This is a genomic window from Maridesulfovibrio sp. (genome assembly GCF_965230075.1).
In the GTDB taxonomy this organism is placed as follows: Bacteria; Desulfobacterota; Desulfovibrionia; order Desulfovibrionales; family Desulfovibrionaceae; genus Maridesulfovibrio.
Genome location: NZ_OZ245945.1, coordinates 2,853,684 through 2,870,185 on the forward strand (window position 1 = coordinate 2,853,684; position 16,502 = coordinate 2,870,185).

16 protein-coding genes and 1 tRNA gene are annotated in these 16,502 nt (G+C 47.2%); 9 read left to right on the forward strand and 8 right to left on the reverse strand.

The genetic code is table 11. The annotated features are described in order from the left end of the window. Positions 1-10: 10 nt before the first annotated feature. The 3 genes from rbsC to rbsD are packed head-to-tail and all read right to left on the reverse strand — an operon-like array spanning position 11 to position 2,928. Positions 11-979, reverse strand: coding sequence for a ribose ABC transporter permease (rbsC, locus tag ACO05Z_RS13055; protein ID WP_421902619.1), 969 nt, complete (start codon positions 977-979; stop codon positions 11-13). After that, on the reverse strand, positions 976-2,499 hold the full coding sequence (gene rbsA, locus ACO05Z_RS13060) for a ribose ABC transporter ATP-binding protein RbsA (RefSeq protein WP_421902620.1): 1,524 nt from the start codon (positions 2,497-2,499) through the stop codon (positions 976-978). Before rbsA ends, rbsC begins: the two co-directional genes overlap by 4 nt. A gap of 9 nt (positions 2,500-2,508) precedes the next feature. Beyond that, positions 2,509-2,928, reverse strand: coding sequence for a D-ribose pyranase (gene rbsD, locus ACO05Z_RS13065; protein ID WP_421902621.1), 420 nt, complete (start codon positions 2,926-2,928; stop codon positions 2,509-2,511). A gap of 202 nt (positions 2,929-3,130) precedes the next feature. Between rbsD and ACO05Z_RS13070 the strand changes: the two genes are divergently transcribed. Continuing rightward, positions 3,131-4,018 (forward strand): hypothetical protein, encoded by an 888-nt coding sequence (locus ACO05Z_RS13070; protein WP_421902622.1) that lies wholly within the window; start codon positions 3,131-3,133, stop codon positions 4,016-4,018. A 148-nt stretch (positions 4,019-4,166) separates the two neighbouring features. Further along, positions 4,167-4,928, forward strand: coding sequence for a substrate-binding periplasmic protein (locus ACO05Z_RS13075; RefSeq protein ID WP_421902623.1), 762 nt, complete (start codon positions 4,167-4,169; stop codon positions 4,926-4,928). Positions 4,929-5,082: 154 nt separating this feature from the next. Here the strand turns inward: ACO05Z_RS13075 and ACO05Z_RS13080 are convergent. Next, a tRNA-Met gene (locus ACO05Z_RS13080) sits at positions 5,083-5,159 on the reverse strand. Between the two features lie 88 nt (positions 5,160-5,247). Between ACO05Z_RS13080 and ACO05Z_RS13085 the strand changes: the two genes are divergently transcribed. From ACO05Z_RS13085 to ACO05Z_RS13115, 7 genes are all read left to right on the forward strand, one after another. Then, the gene (locus tag ACO05Z_RS13085; RefSeq protein ID WP_421902624.1) at positions 5,248-5,979 is read left to right on the forward strand and encodes a glycosyltransferase family 2 protein; all 732 of its coding nucleotides are present in this window, start codon (positions 5,248-5,250) and stop codon (positions 5,977-5,979) included. After that, positions 5,980-6,669 (forward strand): TVP38/TMEM64 family protein, encoded by a 690-nt coding sequence (locus tag ACO05Z_RS13090; RefSeq protein ID WP_421902625.1) that lies wholly within the window; start codon positions 5,980-5,982, stop codon positions 6,667-6,669. It begins immediately after the preceding gene. Positions 6,670-6,820: 151 nt separating this feature from the next. Continuing rightward, positions 6,821-7,804 carry an AAA family ATPase gene (locus ACO05Z_RS13095; protein ID WP_421902626.1) on the forward strand — a complete coding sequence of 328 codons (984 nt, stop codon included), beginning with the start codon at positions 6,821-6,823 and terminating at the stop codon, positions 7,802-7,804. Positions 7,805-7,813: 9 nt separating this feature from the next. Further along, positions 7,814-9,127 carry a DUF2201 family putative metallopeptidase gene (locus ACO05Z_RS13100; protein WP_421902627.1) on the forward strand — a complete coding sequence of 438 codons (1,314 nt, stop codon included), beginning with the start codon at positions 7,814-7,816 and terminating at the stop codon, positions 9,125-9,127. An 18-nt stretch (positions 9,128-9,145) separates the two neighbouring features. Continuing rightward, on the forward strand, positions 9,146-9,604 hold the full coding sequence (locus ACO05Z_RS13105; RefSeq protein WP_421902628.1) for a hypothetical protein: 459 nt from the start codon (positions 9,146-9,148) through the stop codon (positions 9,602-9,604). A 155-nt stretch (positions 9,605-9,759) separates the two neighbouring features. Continuing rightward, positions 9,760-10,317, forward strand: coding sequence for a manganese efflux pump MntP family protein (locus ACO05Z_RS13110; RefSeq protein WP_421902629.1), 558 nt, complete (start codon positions 9,760-9,762; stop codon positions 10,315-10,317). A gap of 146 nt (positions 10,318-10,463) precedes the next feature. After that, positions 10,464-11,426 (forward strand): YheT family hydrolase, encoded by a 963-nt coding sequence (locus ACO05Z_RS13115; protein ID WP_421902630.1) that lies wholly within the window; start codon positions 10,464-10,466, stop codon positions 11,424-11,426. Between the two features lie 31 nt (positions 11,427-11,457). Here ACO05Z_RS13115 and ACO05Z_RS13120 read toward each other — a convergent pair whose 3' ends face one another. The 4 genes from ACO05Z_RS13120 to ACO05Z_RS13135 form a co-directional block, all read right to left on the reverse strand. Beyond that, positions 11,458-11,799, reverse strand: coding sequence for an Hpt domain-containing protein (locus tag ACO05Z_RS13120; RefSeq protein ID WP_421902631.1), 342 nt, complete (start codon positions 11,797-11,799; stop codon positions 11,458-11,460). 57 nt (positions 11,800-11,856) lie between these two features. Then, the gene (locus ACO05Z_RS13125; RefSeq protein ID WP_421902632.1) at positions 11,857-13,668 is read right to left on the reverse strand and encodes a methyl-accepting chemotaxis protein; all 1,812 of its coding nucleotides are present in this window, start codon (positions 13,666-13,668) and stop codon (positions 11,857-11,859) included. Positions 13,669-13,951: 283 nt separating this feature from the next. After that, positions 13,952-14,254, reverse strand: a complete 303-nt coding sequence (locus ACO05Z_RS13130) for a Dabb family protein (protein ID WP_421902633.1) — start codon at positions 14,252-14,254, stop codon at positions 13,952-13,954. 105 nt (positions 14,255-14,359) lie between these two features. Next, positions 14,360-16,162, reverse strand: a complete 1,803-nt coding sequence (locus ACO05Z_RS13135) for a methyl-accepting chemotaxis protein (protein WP_421902634.1) — start codon at positions 16,160-16,162, stop codon at positions 14,360-14,362. Positions 16,163-16,502 lie beyond the last annotated feature (340 nt).

Here is a 16,502-nt window from a genome sequence, read left to right on the forward strand (position 1 = left end):
AATGTTTTTATTACTTGCTTTTGGTATCCACCAGAACCGCTAATAGGATGACCAGCGCCTTGGCTATCATCTGATAATAGGAAGATACATCCAGCAAATTCAGTGCGTTATTTAAAAAGCCGATAATGAGCGCACCCAGCAGGGTTCCCATAATCGTGCCTTTACCACCCATAAGTGATGTTCCGCCGAGAACAACGGCGGCAATAGCGTCCAGCTCATACCCGTACCCAGCAGTCGGCTGGGCTGAGGAAAGACGGGAAGTAACGATCAGGCCGGACAAAGCCGAAAGAAATCCGGCAATGGCATAAACGTAAATCTTAATCCGATCCACATTGATCCCGGAAAGCCGGGTGGCCTCCTCATTTCCGCCCAGCGCGTAAATATAGCGCCCCAGACGAGTGTGGTTGAGAAGATACCAGGCTGCGCCAAAGGTGAAAGCCATAATCCAGATTGGAAAGGGAATCCCGAACAGATATCCGGTGCCGATAAAAGCAAAGGTATCAGCCACTTCAGTGAACCCGGTGGAGATTGGCCGCCCGTCCGTGTAGACAAGGGTCAAACCGCGCACAAGGGTCATGGAAACCAGCGTAGCAATAAATGCCTGCACCTTGCCCTTTGCGATAATGATTCCACTGATTCCGCCTAGAATCGCCCCGGCTCCAAGAGCAGCACCTACCGCCACGATGACCGGCATCTGGGCCGCAATCAGACTGGCTCCGATAGCCCCGCAAAGGGCTAGAACCGAACCTACGGAAAGATCAATTCCCGCAGTAAGAATAACCAGAGTCATGCCAACAGCCATGACTGCGTTGATTGCAGTCTGGCGCAAGATATTCAAAATGTTTCCGGTGGTGAAAAAATTGGGATTGAGAAATGAAACGATTACAATCATCACCACAAGGGCAATGAGTGTTTTCTGCTCAATCAGTCTGTCTTTGATGGACACGGTCTTTACCTGCCCGCTCATTACTTCGCTCATGCGACCTCCTCCTGTGCCGTCTTTGAAACAAATCCACCCCTACCGATGGCGCAGGCCATGAGTTTTTCCTGATCAGCTTCTTCCGCTGTGTATTCACCACAGATGCGCCCTTCATGCATAACGAGGATGCGGTCGGACATACCCAGAATTTCAGGCATTTCAGAAGAAACAAGGATGATACTCATCCCTTCTTCCTTAAAGCGGTTGATAAGCTGGTAAATTTCTTTTTTTGCGCCCACATCAACCCCGCGAGTGGGTTCATCAAGGATAAAAACCTTGGGGCGATCCATGAGACCTTTGGCGATTGCGACTTTCTGCTGGTTACCGCCGGACAGGTTACCCACGGCCTGATCGCGAGAAGGAGTGCGGATATTGAAAGTTTCAATATAGGAATCCACAGACTCTTTTTCCTTACTGCGATTGATATGCCCTGCTGCGGATGAGAATTCACGCAAGGCGGCGAGAGTCATGTTTTCTTTGACAGTGAGGCCGAGTACCAATCCATCCGCTTTGCGGTCCTCGCTGATATAGGCGATTCCGGCATCAAGTCCGTCGTGGGGGGATTTGATCTTCATGGTTTCACCGAACATAGAGACTGTGCCGCTTGTAACGGGATAGGCCCCGTAAATAGCTTTCATGAGTTCAGTACGTCCCGCGCCCATCAAACCGGATACGCCTAGAATTTCGCCTTCATGAAGCGAAAAGGAAATATTCTCCAGCCTCGGTCCGCAAAGCTCTTTCACCTCAAGGCTGACCTGCCCCGGCTGAACATCTACACGCGGGAACTGTTCATCAAGTCTGCGCCCGACCATCATTTCAATGAGTCGATCTTCGTCAATCTCGTCCACAGGACTTTCGCCAATAAACTGGCCGTCACGAATAACCGTGACATCATCACATATTTCGAAAATTTCTTTTAAGCGGTGGGAAATGTAGACAATACCGTGCCCGGTCTCGCGCAGTTCATTAATAACATTGAACAAAGCTGCGGTCTCAGTCTCAGTCAGGGTATCAGTAGGTTCGTCCATGATGATAACTTTGGACTCAAATGAAATGGCCTTGGCAATCTCAACCATCTGCTGCTCGCCGATACCCAGCTCACCCAACCGGGTCTTGGAGGACCGCCTTACACCCAGTTTTTCAAGCAACTTGTCGGCATCGGCAAACATTTCTTTCCAGAGGATACGGCCCATGGCGCCGACTTTTTCGCGGCCCAAAAAAATATTTTCTGCAATGGAAAGTTCAGGAAGCAGATTCAGTTCCTGATGAATAATGCTGATTCCGGCCTGCTGAGAATCGCGCGGTCCCTTGAAATTACGATCCTTCCCAAGGTAATTAATTATCCCGGCATCGCGCTCATAAATCCCGGTCAGCACCTTCATAAGTGTGGATTTACCAGCACCATTCTCACCAACAAGACCCATAGCCTTGCCCGCAGAAACATTCAGGTTCACACCATCAAGAGCTTTAACGCCCGGAAAACTTTTTTCTATCCCTTCCAGCCTGAGCAGTACACTCATGGTTTCCCCCTAGAAAACTACGCCGGCCTTGAAAGTCATATTGGCATAAGGAGTAAATTCTCCGGTCCGGACAATGGCAACGCTCTTTTTCGTGTTGAGTTTAAAATTTACGTGGCGCACATAATCCACCGGGATATCCTTGCCGCGCTGAGCAGATTCCATTTCGAGAACACTGATCAATTCATCATGTCTGGCCGGACTTACATCCTTGAACTCTTCGGCCAGCTCTACAGATTCCAGCTCCATTTCCATGAGCACAGCCTTGACCACATCAATGAAGGAAGGGATTCCCTCTGATACTGCCAGATCGATGCGCTGCACACCTTCCGGAACGGGCAGGCCCGCATCACAAACGGTTAAAGCATCAAAATGCCCCAGCTTAGATATAATATACGATAATTCAGAATTAAGAAGCCCTGTTCTTTTCATGTTCTCTCCTGTGTAAATAGCCTTCTTCAGGCGAGCAAAGTAACCCACTTATAACACCATCGAAACGTTTGCGCAATCGATTCGATAATCAACTAATTAACTAAACCAAACAAGCAAGAAATGATTTTCAATTATCACATCAACCCAGACTTAATTGACTTGCCATGCACAATAACACATATTGATAGGGTGGAGGAATATCATGAAAAAAATTCTGGTCTGGCTCATTGTTCTAATCTGTACACAACCCGCTTTTGCTCAGGAGCCTTTGCAAGCCATCCTGCTTGTTGATCGCCCTCTTCCACCTGAAACATACTTATACAGAGTGCTTGATCTTGCGCTTAAAAATCAAGATCGACCTTACAATATAAAAATAGAAAGGATTGATGCAACGCAGCCCCGCAGAGTGAAAATAGTAAACTCATCCACAAAAGATTATGTGCTAGCATTGGGTAGTCGCAGGGAACATGAAGAACTACTGCTACCGATTTATGTTCCCATTCAGCTTGGCTTAGGACTTGGGCATAGGATCATGCTCACCCGCCCCGATGTAGAAGACAGACTTAAGGGGGTAAAAAATCTTAAGGACCTTTCTGATTTTATCTTTGCCCAAGGGCTTGGCTGGTCTGATGTGAAAATTCTGCGTGATGCCGGACTGAAAGTTTACACCCCGGCAGACCCGACAAGTATTCCGGGCATGTTGATGCGCAATAGAGTGGATGTATATCCGCGCGGGCTGTTTGAGATTGATCTCGAGTACAACCGCTACTCACCGGATTATCCAGACCTTATCATTGATGATTATATAGTCCTCTCCTATCCGTTGGCCTCTTTCTTTTATGTTAGAAAGACCAACAAACAACTTTATTACGCTATCAGAAAAGGACTAAGAAAAGCATACTATTCAGGCCAGTTGCAGGACCTGATTATGACAGACCCTGTATTCAGCAAAACACTTCAGAGCATTCATCTGGATAAACGGGTTAAGATTGAAATTCCCTTCAAAAACGTAAGCCAAAAGACATTGTCGGCTTTGGAGGAGTTTACTTTTGTTTCCGAAAAAAAGGTAGGGAAAGCGGTCAAGCACTAAAAGCAAGATAACTAGCTGACACTGATAGACTGTTCCCTTCCATAACAATTCAAAAGGGAGTATAATAAAAGGATGAAAGTTTAATTTCTTACTAGCTTTAAAAGGCAAACATGCTCTCAAAAGAAAAAAACATATAGAAGTATTCATATTGGCAACAACTATAATTTTAGCTTCTTTCTTTTTAGAGTGCGCTTTAGCGGACTTCCATAAACCGAAGAAACTAACCTTCGCCTACGTCCATCCAGAATCCACACCCAAAACTCAATGGCTCATTAAAATTTATACAGAAGCACTTAAGAGGATGAATATAAAATTTATCTTTCAGGATATCCCAGCCAAGCGGGCGAGCTGGCTTTCCAACAGTGGAAAAATTGACGGAGAGCTGAATAGAGTGGCCTACTATAATAAAAGTTACCCTAATATGATCCGTGTACCGGAACCTAATCAGCAAATAAAAGTTACGGCTTTCACTGCATCTAAGGTCATAAGTAAACTCAGTCTTACCAGATTAAAAAACGCACCGTTAAGAATAGGATATATACGAGGGTTGGTTCATCTGGAAAAGGAACTTCCCCAAAAATTTCCCAACGCTAAGTTTGCACCGGTTCGAGACACAGAACATGGAATTCATATGTTGGCCAAAGAGCGTATAGACGTCTTCATTGCCAACCAGGAAGTAACACTGAACCTGCTGACGCAAGACAAAACTAAGCTATTTCTTTCTCAATGGGGAGAGGACTTTAAAATATTTGAGAATATCAATTTCAATTATACTCAAAGCTACTATGCATGGCTCTACAAATCTCACAGGGAATTGGCTAAACCTCTTGCACAAGTGTTGAGAAAAATGAAATCTGAAGGACTTTTTGATTTATACAAAGAACAGACGGGATACCGAAATACTTACTAAATGCCGCAAGAAAGTAACAAAAACTAAACCAGCGAAGCAAATCAAATTTGTAATGAGTAGAATCAGTTAGGAGTTTGAATTATTAAACCGCAAGATTTTAGCAGGCACAAAAAAAGGCCCAACCTTTAGGTTGAGCCTTTCTGATGAAGCATGATGGTTGCGGGGGCAGGATTTGAACCTACGACCTTCGGGTTATGAGCCCGACGAGCTACCAAGCTGCTCCACCCCGCGTCACTGTGAGAGAGGTTCTACAGACGGGGCCGCTTCCTGTCAACAGCTATTTACAAATTATTTAAATTTTCTTATCTCATCTCTCGATATGACAAACCACTACGAACTTTCCCTCGTAATCCCTGTCTACAACGAACAGGATAATTTACGAAAACTGATGCAGGAAATTGATTCGGCCCTCGAACCGACCAATATTCCATACGAAGTTATATTTGTAGATGACGGCAGCAAGGATGAAAGCCTTGCCGTTCTCAAAGATATTTCCTCTAACTACCCCAAGTCCCGCTATATTTCATTTGCGGAGAACCGGGGCCAGTCTGCGGCGTTCTGTGCCGGATTCGATGAAGCCCGCGCACCACGCATTGCTACCATGGACGCAGACCTGCAGAATGATCCCGCAGACCTTCCGGCCATGTATGACCTTTATAATGAAGGGCACACCATGACCATCGGCTGGCGCCAGAAACGCAAGGATGTCTGGATCAAACGCATCGGCTCCAAGATCGCCAACGCCATCCGCAACAGGCTGACCAATGAAACCGTGCAGGACACCGGGTGCTCCCTCAAAATCATGGATACCGCCATGGTTCGGGCTATCCCCCGTTTTAACGGCATGCACCGCTTCCTGCCCACACTCATGAAAATGCAGGGCGCTTCCGTTGCTGAAATGAAGGTCAACCACCGCCCCCGCTTCGAAGGTGAATCCAAATACGGCACCCTCGACCGGGCCATTGCCGGAGGATATGACCTGCTGGGCGTACGCTGGCTGCTGGGCCGTCATTTTTCATACAGTATAAAAGAACGCAGCGACGATAAATAAATGAGTGCAGTAAGCAGCGAATCAAAAGTAAGCATAAAAGCCCTGATCAAAGGACTGGCTATGCTCAGCGTACTGGGGCTTTCGGTTTATCTGATCCGCTATGCCGGACTTGCCGACGCCCTTGATACCCACTGGATGGACGAGCACGTGCGTTCCCGAGGACTCACCGGAGTACTCACCTATGTGGGATTGGCGGCATTCTTTTCGGCTGTCGGCTTTCCCAGACAGGTGATCTGCTTCATGGGCGGCTATGCATACGGCTTCGCCCTCGGAACCCTGCTTGGAACCATGGGAACCGGACTTGGTTGTGCCGGAGCATTTATTTACTCCCGTTTGGTGGGCCGTTCCTTTATTAAAAGGAAATTCGGCGCCCGTATCCAGAAAGTAGATGACTTCCTGAGCCGCAGCCCTTTCAACATGGCCCTAACTATCCGTTTTTTCCCCCTGGGCAGTAACGTGGTCACCAACGTTCTGGCAGGTGTGACCAGTATTCCGGCCCTGCCTTTCATACTAGGCTCAACCGTGGGCTATATACCCCAGAACATGGTCTTTGCCCTCTTCGGCAGCGGAGTGGAAGTTTCCTCTACCATCCGCATGATCATGGCCGTGGTACTCTTCGTTATCTCCACCCTGCTAGGCTTCAAGATCTACCGCAAATACCGCAATCAAGCCGAAGCGGTTGTGGAATAATTTCTCTCAGTCCCATACGAATTTATGAAGCCGGATGCTTTTGCATCCGGCTTTTTCAACACTTCTTTATTGACATCGAAAATCGTTTTCAATATCAACAAAACAGATTCTTTACTCAACAAAACCTGAAAACTAACATGAGATTAATTATATGACCCCGAAATTAATTGCCAATTCCCTGCATACTTTAATTAAAACCAAACAGCCTACTTTTCTCTGGGGGCCTCCCGGAGTTGGAAAAAGTCAGGTTGTAGCCCAAGTAGCAAAAGAACTGGACCTTAAGCTGACCGACCTGCGTGCGGTACTGCTTGATCCGGTTGACCTGCGTGGCCTGCCCCATATTTCCGCTGAAGGAAATGCCAGCTGGTGTCCGCCTTCCTTTCTGCCTAAAGACGGTAAAGGCATCCTTTTTCTTGATGAACTCAACGCTGCTCCGCCATTGGTACAGGCAGCCTGCTACCAGTTGGTCCTCGACCGTAAGCTGGGCGAATATACTCTTCCCGAAGGCTGGACCGTAATTGCAGCCGGGAACAGGGAATCGGACAAGGCTGTAACCCACCGCATGCCCTCTGCCCTTGCCAACCGCTTTGTACACCTTGAGTTCGAGGTCAGCGCTCCGGATTGGTTGAATTGGGCCACTGAAAGCAATATTGCCGAAGAACTGCTGGCTTTCATCAAATTCAGGCCCGGCCTGCTGCACGATTTTGATCCTGCCCGCAATGAAAAAGCATTTCCTTCCCCCCGTTCCTGGGAATTCGTATCCGGGATCATCAAGTCCGCACCCTCCCCGGAAGTTGAATACGAACTTTTTAAAGGAACGGTGGGGGAAGGCGCAGCAGCTGAATTCAGTGGTTTTTGCAAAATTTACCGCAAACTCCCCGATCCCGAATTCGTGCTCAAATCTCCTGCTAAAGTTGCCGTCCCTGAAGACCCGGCTACAGCCTACGCCCTTTGCGAATCCGTTGCCTCTAAGGCAGCTCCGGAACATGCGGACTCCATCATGATCTTTGCCTCAAGGCTGCCTGCCGAATTCGCAGTGTTGCTGGTGCGCAATGCGGTCAAAAAAGACCGCTCTATTGTGGAATCAGAAGGATTCAACCGCTGGGCCACAGCAAACTCGGACATCCTGTTCTAGGAATAGCCAATGAACGCTGACCGTAAACTGCTAAAGGCTCGTGCTGACCTGCTTTTGCAGCATCCATTCTTCGGTTCCCTCTGCCTGCGCATGGAACCGCAGGAGGACCACACCTGCACCGGCACATGGACCGACGGTAAGACTTTCGCTTACAACCCGCACTTTGTGAATAAACTCTCCCATGAAGAATTACAGGGAGTGTTGGCCCATACCATTATGCACCCGGCCTGCCAGCATCACAAAAGGCGCGGTAACCGGGATGAACGTCTTTGGAATATGGCCTGCGACTACTCCATCAACTGGATTCTGCTCGAGGCTGGGTTCCAGTTGCCTGAGGGTTTTCTGAATGATGAAAAATACCATGGCAAAAATGCCGAGGAAATTTTCACTGCCCTGACTAAAAATTTCGATCAGAACGGAAACCCCGAGATAGGTAAAAAACAGGACGGCCCCAAGCGCATCGATGTTGAATACGAAGACGGACAAGGAGAAGGCGATGACCTTGAATCAGGTGAGGAAGAAGAACGCTCCCAAACCGGTGATGACGGGCAATCTTCCGCCGATGGCATGGACTCAGACGAGATTGATGATTCCGAAGGCGAGACCGATCAGGAACAATCTGCTGATCCCGGCGGAACCGGAGAAGTCCGTGACGCAGATGACGCAGAATCCGGTGACGGTGACTCCGGCGAGGAAACAGACAAGGACTGGTTGTTAGCCTTGGCACAGGCCACCAATCAGGCCCGCGATTGCGGCGATCTGCCCGGTGGACTTGAACGACTGGTGGAGAAACTGCTTTACCCGAAACTGGATTGGCGGGAACTGCTGGAACGTTTCATCAGTGCCCGGGCGCGCAATGATTATGCATGGACCCCGCCCAGCCGACGACACTTGCACATGGGCCTTTACCTACCCTCGCTCTCAACAGAACAGCTCCCTGAAATTGTGCTGGCTGTGGATACATCTGGAAGTATCGCCCCGGAAGAACTGGAGCAGTTTGCAGCAGAACTCTCTTCCATCCTTGAAGCTTACGACACAACCATCCGGGTACTCTGGTGCGACTTAGAAATTACCGGGAAACAAACTTTCACCCGTGCGGACCTGCCTCTTGAGCTGCATCCGCAGGGAGGCGGAGGAACAGACTTCCGGCCTGTATTTAATCTTATTGACCGTAAAAACATCGATCCGGCCTGCCTCGTTTATTTGAGCGACATGGAATGCGGGCAGTTTCCCGAACAAGAACCTGATTATCCTGTGCTCTGGGCCAGAACAGGCGGTGCGGGGTATCCCCCCCCATTCGGTGAAATGATAGATGTTTGTTAAAAATTATTTGGAGGGAAAATGATCATTGAATGGAATTTGAATAAAAAAAGAGGCAATTTCCGCCCGGTGCTGACTTACACCATCAAGCTTGAAGACTTTGAAAAAGAGTTAGGGTTGCCGCAAGTTGTGCTTGAATCGACTATCCCCGAACCGCCGGAATCATGGTCAGCAAGCTGCCTGCCCGGTAAAAATGAAAGAAACGGCATGGACTGTACTACTTATCGGCTATACACACCGGATCACAAGAAAGGGGAGCTTGAAGGAAAATTCACACTCCCATGGCGTGCAAACTCTAAATATTCCGAGATAGATGAATCCTTTATTAAACTAAGGGATAACTTCGAAATAGTACTCAAAGAAGCATATGACAGCCATCCAGTGGATATCGAAGGTAAGCTGGAGTTATCTGAAGAGACTCGCCGTCATATCGCCAGCGGTCTTGTCTCGCAACGTTTTTTAAAAGCGGCAGGTTTTTAATATTTCCGTGTAGCTCATGCAGGTCCCTCCACCTGCATAATGAGGCGTGGCCGATTAGCGGCCACGCCCTTTTTTATCACTTATTCCACTTAACAAACAAACGTAGTAAAGGTAAGAAAACTAACTAGATCATTTATGGGAGTCCAATCCGAACTATGCCTTTTTATGAAATTTTCATTATCTCCGTAGCTCTTGCCATGGATGCTTTCACTATTGCTGTGGCCTGTGGTCTATGCATGCCTGAGGTCAACAAAAGACAAAACTTCAGGTTATCATTCCATTTCGGATTATTTCAGGCCCTGATGCCTCTTTTGGGCTGGCTCGCTGGATTAACCGTAAAAAGCATGGTTGAAACCTATGCCCCATGGATTTCCTTTTTCCTGCTCGCTTTCGTAGGCGGAAAAATGATTCAGGAATCCTTTGAAACAGATGATTCCTGCGAGACTTACAAGGATCCCACCAAAGGACTTTCCCTTATCTTCCTCTCTGTTGCCACCAGTCTGGATGCTTTGGCCGTTGGGCTTTCCTTCTCCATTATGGACTACCCAATTGCCTTTCCCTGCGTCATGATCGGAATCACCGCGCTGGTGCTGACATCCTTCGGTCTCTGGCTTGGAAAATCATTTGCCAAGGCCTCCAGCTACAGCCATATCGCTGAAAGGATCGGCGGCGGAGTACTCATTTTAATCGGGCTTAAACTGCTTCTGCAATAACCCATTGACTATCCTGGGAAGGATATTAATTACTTTGCACATAACCCTTTTGACAGCGTGCCTTCAAGCGTATATTCTCTACTGAACTGTAAGCAACAATCAACAGGCTTCAATTGAGCAAGCCAAAGGATGGATATTTTTACCAAATGCCTTTATTGCAACCCCCTCCCTATAAACCCAAATTCCCTCTCCAATCGGGTCATCTCCAAACAATATTTCCTCGCCTCTTCCGGAAAGTAAGCCTCCCGCCCGTAGTAAAAAGAAGAATCGAAACTCCTGACGGCGACTTTCTTGATATAGACTGGCACCTTGCAAGCAGTTCACGCCTTGCGATCATTGCGCACGGCCTTGAAGGCAATTCCCGCAGACCCTACGTTCTCGGCATGGCCCGCGCGCTTGTGCTCGCCGGCTGGGACTGCATTACCTATACTTTTCGCGGCTGTAGTAATGACCCAAACAAAAAGCCCGGAATGTACCATAGCGGCGACACCCGGGACCTGCACACCGTACTCCAATACGGACTTGATCATGGTATTTATGACGATGCCGCCCTCGTGGGCTTCAGCATGGGCGGTAACCATGTACTGAAATATCTAGGTGAAAACCCTGATAAAGTTCCCGCTAAAGTAAAGAGGGCCATTGGTATTTCTGTCCCCTGTGATCTGGAAGCCTCTGCGATTAAACTCTGTGAAAAATCCAATTTCATATACAGTAATTACTTTTTGCGATCATTGAAGCAGAAAGTAAAAGTGAAAAACAAACAATTCCCGGATCTCTACCCTCTCGACAAACTCTCCTCTATCAAAAATATCGTCGATTTTGACAACGCCTACACAGCTCCAATCAACGGCTTCGCCGATGCATCAGACTATTACCGTCAATCATCCTGCGCACAATTCTTAAATAATATCAGGGTGCCATCACTCATTATCAGCGCAGAAGATGATCCTTTCCTGACCCCGGAATGCTATCCGGTAGAACATGCCGAAAACAACCCAAACCTGTACCTGCAGATTCCCAAGTACGGTGGACACGTCGGTTTTGCCGACCTGCCCATGGAAAAACAGCTCTGGTCAGAAGACAGAACTGTAAGATTCCTGAACACATAAAAAAATCCCGGAGCGCTTGCTCCGGGATTTTTTATTTTTCACCTGCATAATCAAGCAAGGGTATAAGCGCCTTGCGCAATCGCATAAAGTAACTGCTCAAATACAAGGGGGAAGTGCTGGTTGCGGCAGTCTCAATATTACCCGCAACCAAACTCAATTCCTCAAGACCTAGATTAATAAGGCTTCCTTTTAAGGTATGGGCACTGGAAACCACCACTTCAAACTGCCCTTCATCGATCCCCTCATCAAGAGCGTCCATAAGTCCCTTCAAATGGATTGATGTTTCTTTCAAAAAAACAACCATCTTCTCTGAAGGCAACCCCACTTTCTCAAGCAGGTGTCTCTCTACGATCTCGATAAGTTCTGAATCCATGAAACCCTCCGCTATTGATTTCTATAGGGACAGATAAATCTGCCCCTATATTTATCATTACTCTTCACTACGCAATTCTTCAACCAGATTAAGAAGTTCTTGAACTTCAGTGGAAAGTGAACGGGTTCCTTCAGCAGCCATCTGGCTGTTATGGGCGTTTTCCTCGGTCATGGTATCAATTTCACCGACACTGCGGTTAATCTCATCCGAAGTTGCGGACTGTTCTTCTGCAGCAGTCGCAATAGAGCGGACCTGATCAGCCGAATTCCTGGCGAGCTCAACAATTTCATCCAGCATATCACCGGAAGAGCGTGAGAGCTCGGTAGCGCTTGCAACAGCTTCGACAGTTGAATCCATACCCTTAACATTCTCGCGGGTAAGGGTCTGAATGCCGCTGATACTCTTTTCAACCTCATCGGTAGCGCCGATGGTCTTTTCAGCAAGCTTACGCACTTCGTCTGCAACAACTGCAAATCCCCTACCGGCTTCACCGGCACGGGCAGCCTCAATAGCTGCATTCAAAGCCAACAAGTTGGTCTGGTCAGCGATATCGTTAATTACACCAAGCACATTACCGATTTCCACGGCCTGAGTATCCAGGTGCTCCATGGATTCCTTAAGGTTAGCAGTTCGTTCCTGAATATTCCCCATAGCCGAGATTACGTCCTGTACCACCTTGGCCCCTTCACTGGCCTTTTCCATAGACTTAGCAGAACTTTCATTGGTTTCAGTAGCATTCTTGGCAACTTCAAGAACAGTCACATTCATTTCTTCCATAGCAGTGGCAGTCTCAGTAACACGCTGCTTCTGGAACTCACTTCCGCGCTGAATTTCTTCTGCGTTGCTGGAAACCTCTGCAGTAATGCTTGAAACACGTTCAACAACTGTCTGCAGCTTATCTGCGGCAGCAAGCATTCCTTCCTTCTTGGCCCCTTCAGCCCTGATCTGGGCCTCGCGAGCCTCGGAAGCTGCTTCTTCAGCAATACGGGCCTGTTCTTGAGCTTCAGCTTCCTTGGACTTAATACTTTCAAGGTTAGCAGACAAAGTCTCAACCATAGTATTCAAAGCCATCTGCAAAGTGGATATTTCATTGCGACCTTCCGGATTGAGAGAGACATCAAGATTTCCCTCAGCAACGGAGGTAGCAGCTTCAGTGGAAGCAGTCAGGGGACTTACAATTGAACGGATCAGGTAAATGGAAAGCGGCAAAACCAAGAACAGCAGCACAGCACCAGCACCCAAAACAATCTTCATAGTAAAAGCATTTGCGCTTTCGTGCATCATAGTGTCCATCTTGCCGGTTTCTACTTCGATATTATCGATATAGACTCCGGTACCGATCCACATATCAGTGCCGGGAATCATCATGGCGTAACTGATCTTGGGTTGTACCCCTGCTCCGGGCTTTTCAAAATAATACTTAACAAATCCACCTCCGGATTGGGCGGCCTTTGCAATTTCACGGATAATGAACAAACCGTTCTTATCCTTCAGCCCACCAAGATCCTTACCCTGCAAGGACTTCTTGGGCGGCATAACCATATTCACAGTTCCTCGATAAACAAAGAAGTAACCGGAATTATCTTTTTCAAAACGAACCGGATCAAGGGCAGCACGGATAAATTCAAGCCTTTCATGTTCATCAGTAATACCCTTGATTTCCACTCCGAGTGAACGGGCCATGGCAAGGGTAGCTACCTTGATCTTATCCTTTTGGTCCTGAAACATTATTTCTTCAGTGTTGCTAACGCCGAGATCAGTAACATCCCGAATAGCTCCCATGAAAAATAATCCAGTCACAATCAGGAAAAGCACCATCAATGCCAGTAGCAGGAAAAACCTTGCTCCTATAGATAGATTCTTCAACATAGGCCCTCCCCCTTGTTTATAGTTTCAGGAAAGCTGCCCTCACACCTTGTCAGGACAAAATCCAAGTCTTACTAAAAATATACACCTTTGGTGGATAAATTCAAAGTTTTTCAGAAGAATTTTGCGAATAAATCTTTTCGCACAGAAACATACATCAATGCATTTTTATCTCCACGCAAAGTATCTCCTTTAATAAATATAAGCATTACTGTCCGAAACACCAGTAACAAAAAAGGCCGAAGACAAATCGTCTTCGGCCTTTTAAAGCGTATTTACTGCTTTACTAGATTACGTAATCTATAGCATGGCGAGAAGATACTACTTGCTTAATGAATGCGACACATTCCTGATGCAGGGGGTGTACTGCATAACCCTGAAGATCTTCCTTGCTGTCAAACTCAGAGTAAAGTACCAGACTACACTCCTGTGTGGCTTCAAAAACATCCAGACTGATTTCTACATGCTTAAGTTCAGCAATTTTTCCATTCAGGGCTTCAATCATCTCTTTAATTTTAAGCCCGTTCTCAGCCGCAGTTCCTCCTGCAGCTTCCTCTTTAAGAGTCCACCATACAATATGCTTAATCATTATTTCCTCCGTTCCATAAGTGCATTTTAAGAACAGGACAATGGATTCGATATTTCGAAGCTGCATTAGAGCCTATTTCAACAGACTCTACAAGCCCAAATGAGCTTAACTTCTAAGTTCTTCCACCAAGGCAACCAAGGCATCAACCTCACGGGACAAATCAGTGGCGGCTTCTGCGGCGAGCATGCTGTTACGGGCGTTATCTTCAGTCATGGAATCAATCTCAGAGATACTGCGGTTGATTTCATCAGAGGTTGCGGACTGCTCTTCCGCAGCGGTCGCAATAGACTGAACCTGCCCTGCAGCGTTAGAGGCCAGATTTACAATCTCAGAAAGCACTTCACCGGAAGAACGGGAATGCTCGGTAGCACCACCAATAGCTTCCACTGCTGTACGCATACCTTCAATATTCTGCTTGGCCAGCCCCTGAATAGAAGTGATGGACTTATCAACTTCATCAGTGGCGCCAATTGTTTTTTCTGCAAGTTTACGGACTTCGTCAGCAACAACGGCAAATCCCCTGCCAGCTTCCCCGGCACGTGCTGCTTCAATGGCAGCGTTCAGTGCCAGCAGGTTGGTCTGGTCGGCAATATCATTAATCACGCCCATAACATTACCAATCTCAATAGACTGGGTGTTGAGCTGGTCCATAAGCCGTTCCAGTTCGTTGGTCTGCTCCTGAATACCGACCATGGATTCAATAGTACCCTGAACAACATTCTGCCCTTCGGTAGCCTTATCTCTGGTCTGTTCGGTATCTTCGTTAGTCTCAGTGGCGTTTTTGGCAACTTCGAGAACCGTGGCATTCATTTCTTCCATGGCTGTCGCAGTCTCAGCAATACGCTGCTTCTGAAAATCGCTGCCGTTCATAATTTCATTAGTGGACTTCTCAACGTCACGGGAGATTTTAACAATATTATTGAGAACGGTTTCAAGCTTATTGGCAGCTGCGAGCATACCTTCACGCTTGGCACCTTCAGCCTGCTGGCGGGCCTCTTCAGCTTCGGCAGCCATTTTTTTAGCTACACGGGCCTGCTCGGCAGATTCAGCTTCCTTGCGCTTGATGTCAGTAAGGTTCTCGTCAAGGGTTGTAGTCATGGTGTTGATTGCACGCTGTAATGTAGAAATCTCACTTTTACCGCTGGGATTAAGAGTAATGGTCAAATCACCGTCGGCAACACGACTGGCTGCATCTGTTGCATCCTTAACAGGCCCCACTATAGAGCGGACGATGGTAATGCAAAGTGGAGTAAGAGCGAAAAGGAGCAGACCGAGCATGATCAGTACAATCTTAAGAGTATCAGCCTTGATAGTCGCGTCAATATCTGTTCCGACACGTGTTTTTTCCGCTTCAATATTATCGATGTAAACCCCGGTCCCAATCCACATGTCAGTACCGGGAATCATGGTCGCGTAAGCCAGCTTGGGTTGTAATCCCTTTCCGGGCTTATCAAAAATATATTCTACAAACCCGCCATTTCTGGCAGCACTGGAAAGCTCTTTAACAAAAAAGACACCGTTTTTGTCTTTTGCGCCACTTAGATCTTTACCTTGCAAGGATTTTTTCGGAGGCAAAGCAACAACGACTGTACCTTTGTAAACAAAAAAGTATCCGGATTTGTCGTTTTCAAATCTAAAACTGTCAATGGACTTGCGGATAAAATCAATTTTTGCTTCATCCCCGTCTACCCCCCTAAGCTGGGCACCAAGAGATTCTGCTGCAGCCCGGGTGGCTACTTCAACCTTATCCTTCTGGCCCTGCATCATGACATTTTCAATTTCGGTTAGACCGATGTTCTCAACTTCACGAATCTCAGAGAGAAACATTGCCCCGCAGAGAATCAAAAAAACTAACACTGAAGCCAGCAAAAGGACAAAACGTCCGCCAATTGACAGATTTTTCAACATACTTCTCTCCAACTTAGCTCGTAAATTTCGAAAATAAACTGCGACAAAGACCCCATGCGTTGCAGTTCAAATCACATTACACATATATCGACAACATAACAACAAAAGTTAAGACTTTAGCTGCCAATAAATACAATCAAGAAACAGAAAAAATCCCCACAAAACACGGCGAAACATTCTCACAATAAAAAAGGCTTTTCCATCGGGCGAGCGAATGGAAAAGCCTTAAATGTGCGGCCTGTAACCGGCGTTTTCAGTTGCGAGGTGAAGGTACCGGGTTTGGAGGCATTATTACATGCCGCAGCTTAAACCACTGTCCGCGACCGGCAAACAAAGTCGC

Coding starts and splice junctions, on each gene's coding strand:
- ACO05Z_RS13070 (WP_421902622.1), top strand. CDS start 3,131: ATGAAAAAAATTCTGGTCTGGCTCATTGTTCTAATCTGTACACAACCC.
- ACO05Z_RS13110 (WP_421902629.1), top strand. CDS start 9,760: ATGCCTTTTTATGAAATTTTCATTATCTCCGTAGCTCTTGCCATGGAT.
- ACO05Z_RS13090 (WP_421902625.1), top strand. CDS start 5,980: ATGAGTGCAGTAAGCAGCGAATCAAAAGTAAGCATAAAAGCCCTGATC.
- ACO05Z_RS13125 (WP_421902632.1), bottom strand. CDS start 13,668: ATGTTGAAGAATCTATCTATAGGAGCAAGGTTTTTCCTGCTACTGGCA.
- ACO05Z_RS13105 (WP_421902628.1), top strand. CDS start 9,146: ATGATCATTGAATGGAATTTGAATAAAAAAAGAGGCAATTTCCGCCCG.
- ACO05Z_RS13095 (WP_421902626.1), top strand. CDS start 6,821: ATGACCCCGAAATTAATTGCCAATTCCCTGCATACTTTAATTAAAACC.
- rbsC (WP_421902619.1), bottom strand. CDS start 979: ATGAGCGAAGTAATGAGCGGGCAGGTAAAGACCGTGTCCATCAAAGAC.
- ACO05Z_RS13100 (WP_421902627.1), top strand. CDS start 7,814: ATGAACGCTGACCGTAAACTGCTAAAGGCTCGTGCTGACCTGCTTTTG.
- rbsD (WP_421902621.1), bottom strand. CDS start 2,928: ATGAAAAGAACAGGGCTTCTTAATTCTGAATTATCGTATATTATATCT.
- ACO05Z_RS13130 (WP_421902633.1), bottom strand. CDS start 14,254: ATGATTAAGCATATTGTATGGTGGACTCTTAAAGAGGAAGCTGCAGGA.
- ACO05Z_RS13085 (WP_421902624.1), top strand. CDS start 5,248: ATGACAAACCACTACGAACTTTCCCTCGTAATCCCTGTCTACAACGAA.
- rbsA (WP_421902620.1), bottom strand. CDS start 2,499: ATGAGTGTACTGCTCAGGCTGGAAGGGATAGAAAAAAGTTTTCCGGGC.
- ACO05Z_RS13115 (WP_421902630.1), top strand. CDS start 10,464: ATGCCTTTATTGCAACCCCCTCCCTATAAACCCAAATTCCCTCTCCAA.
- ACO05Z_RS13135 (WP_421902634.1), bottom strand. CDS start 16,162: ATGTTGAAAAATCTGTCAATTGGCGGACGTTTTGTCCTTTTGCTGGCT.
- ACO05Z_RS13120 (WP_421902631.1), bottom strand. CDS start 11,799: ATGGATTCAGAACTTATCGAGATCGTAGAGAGACACCTGCTTGAGAAA.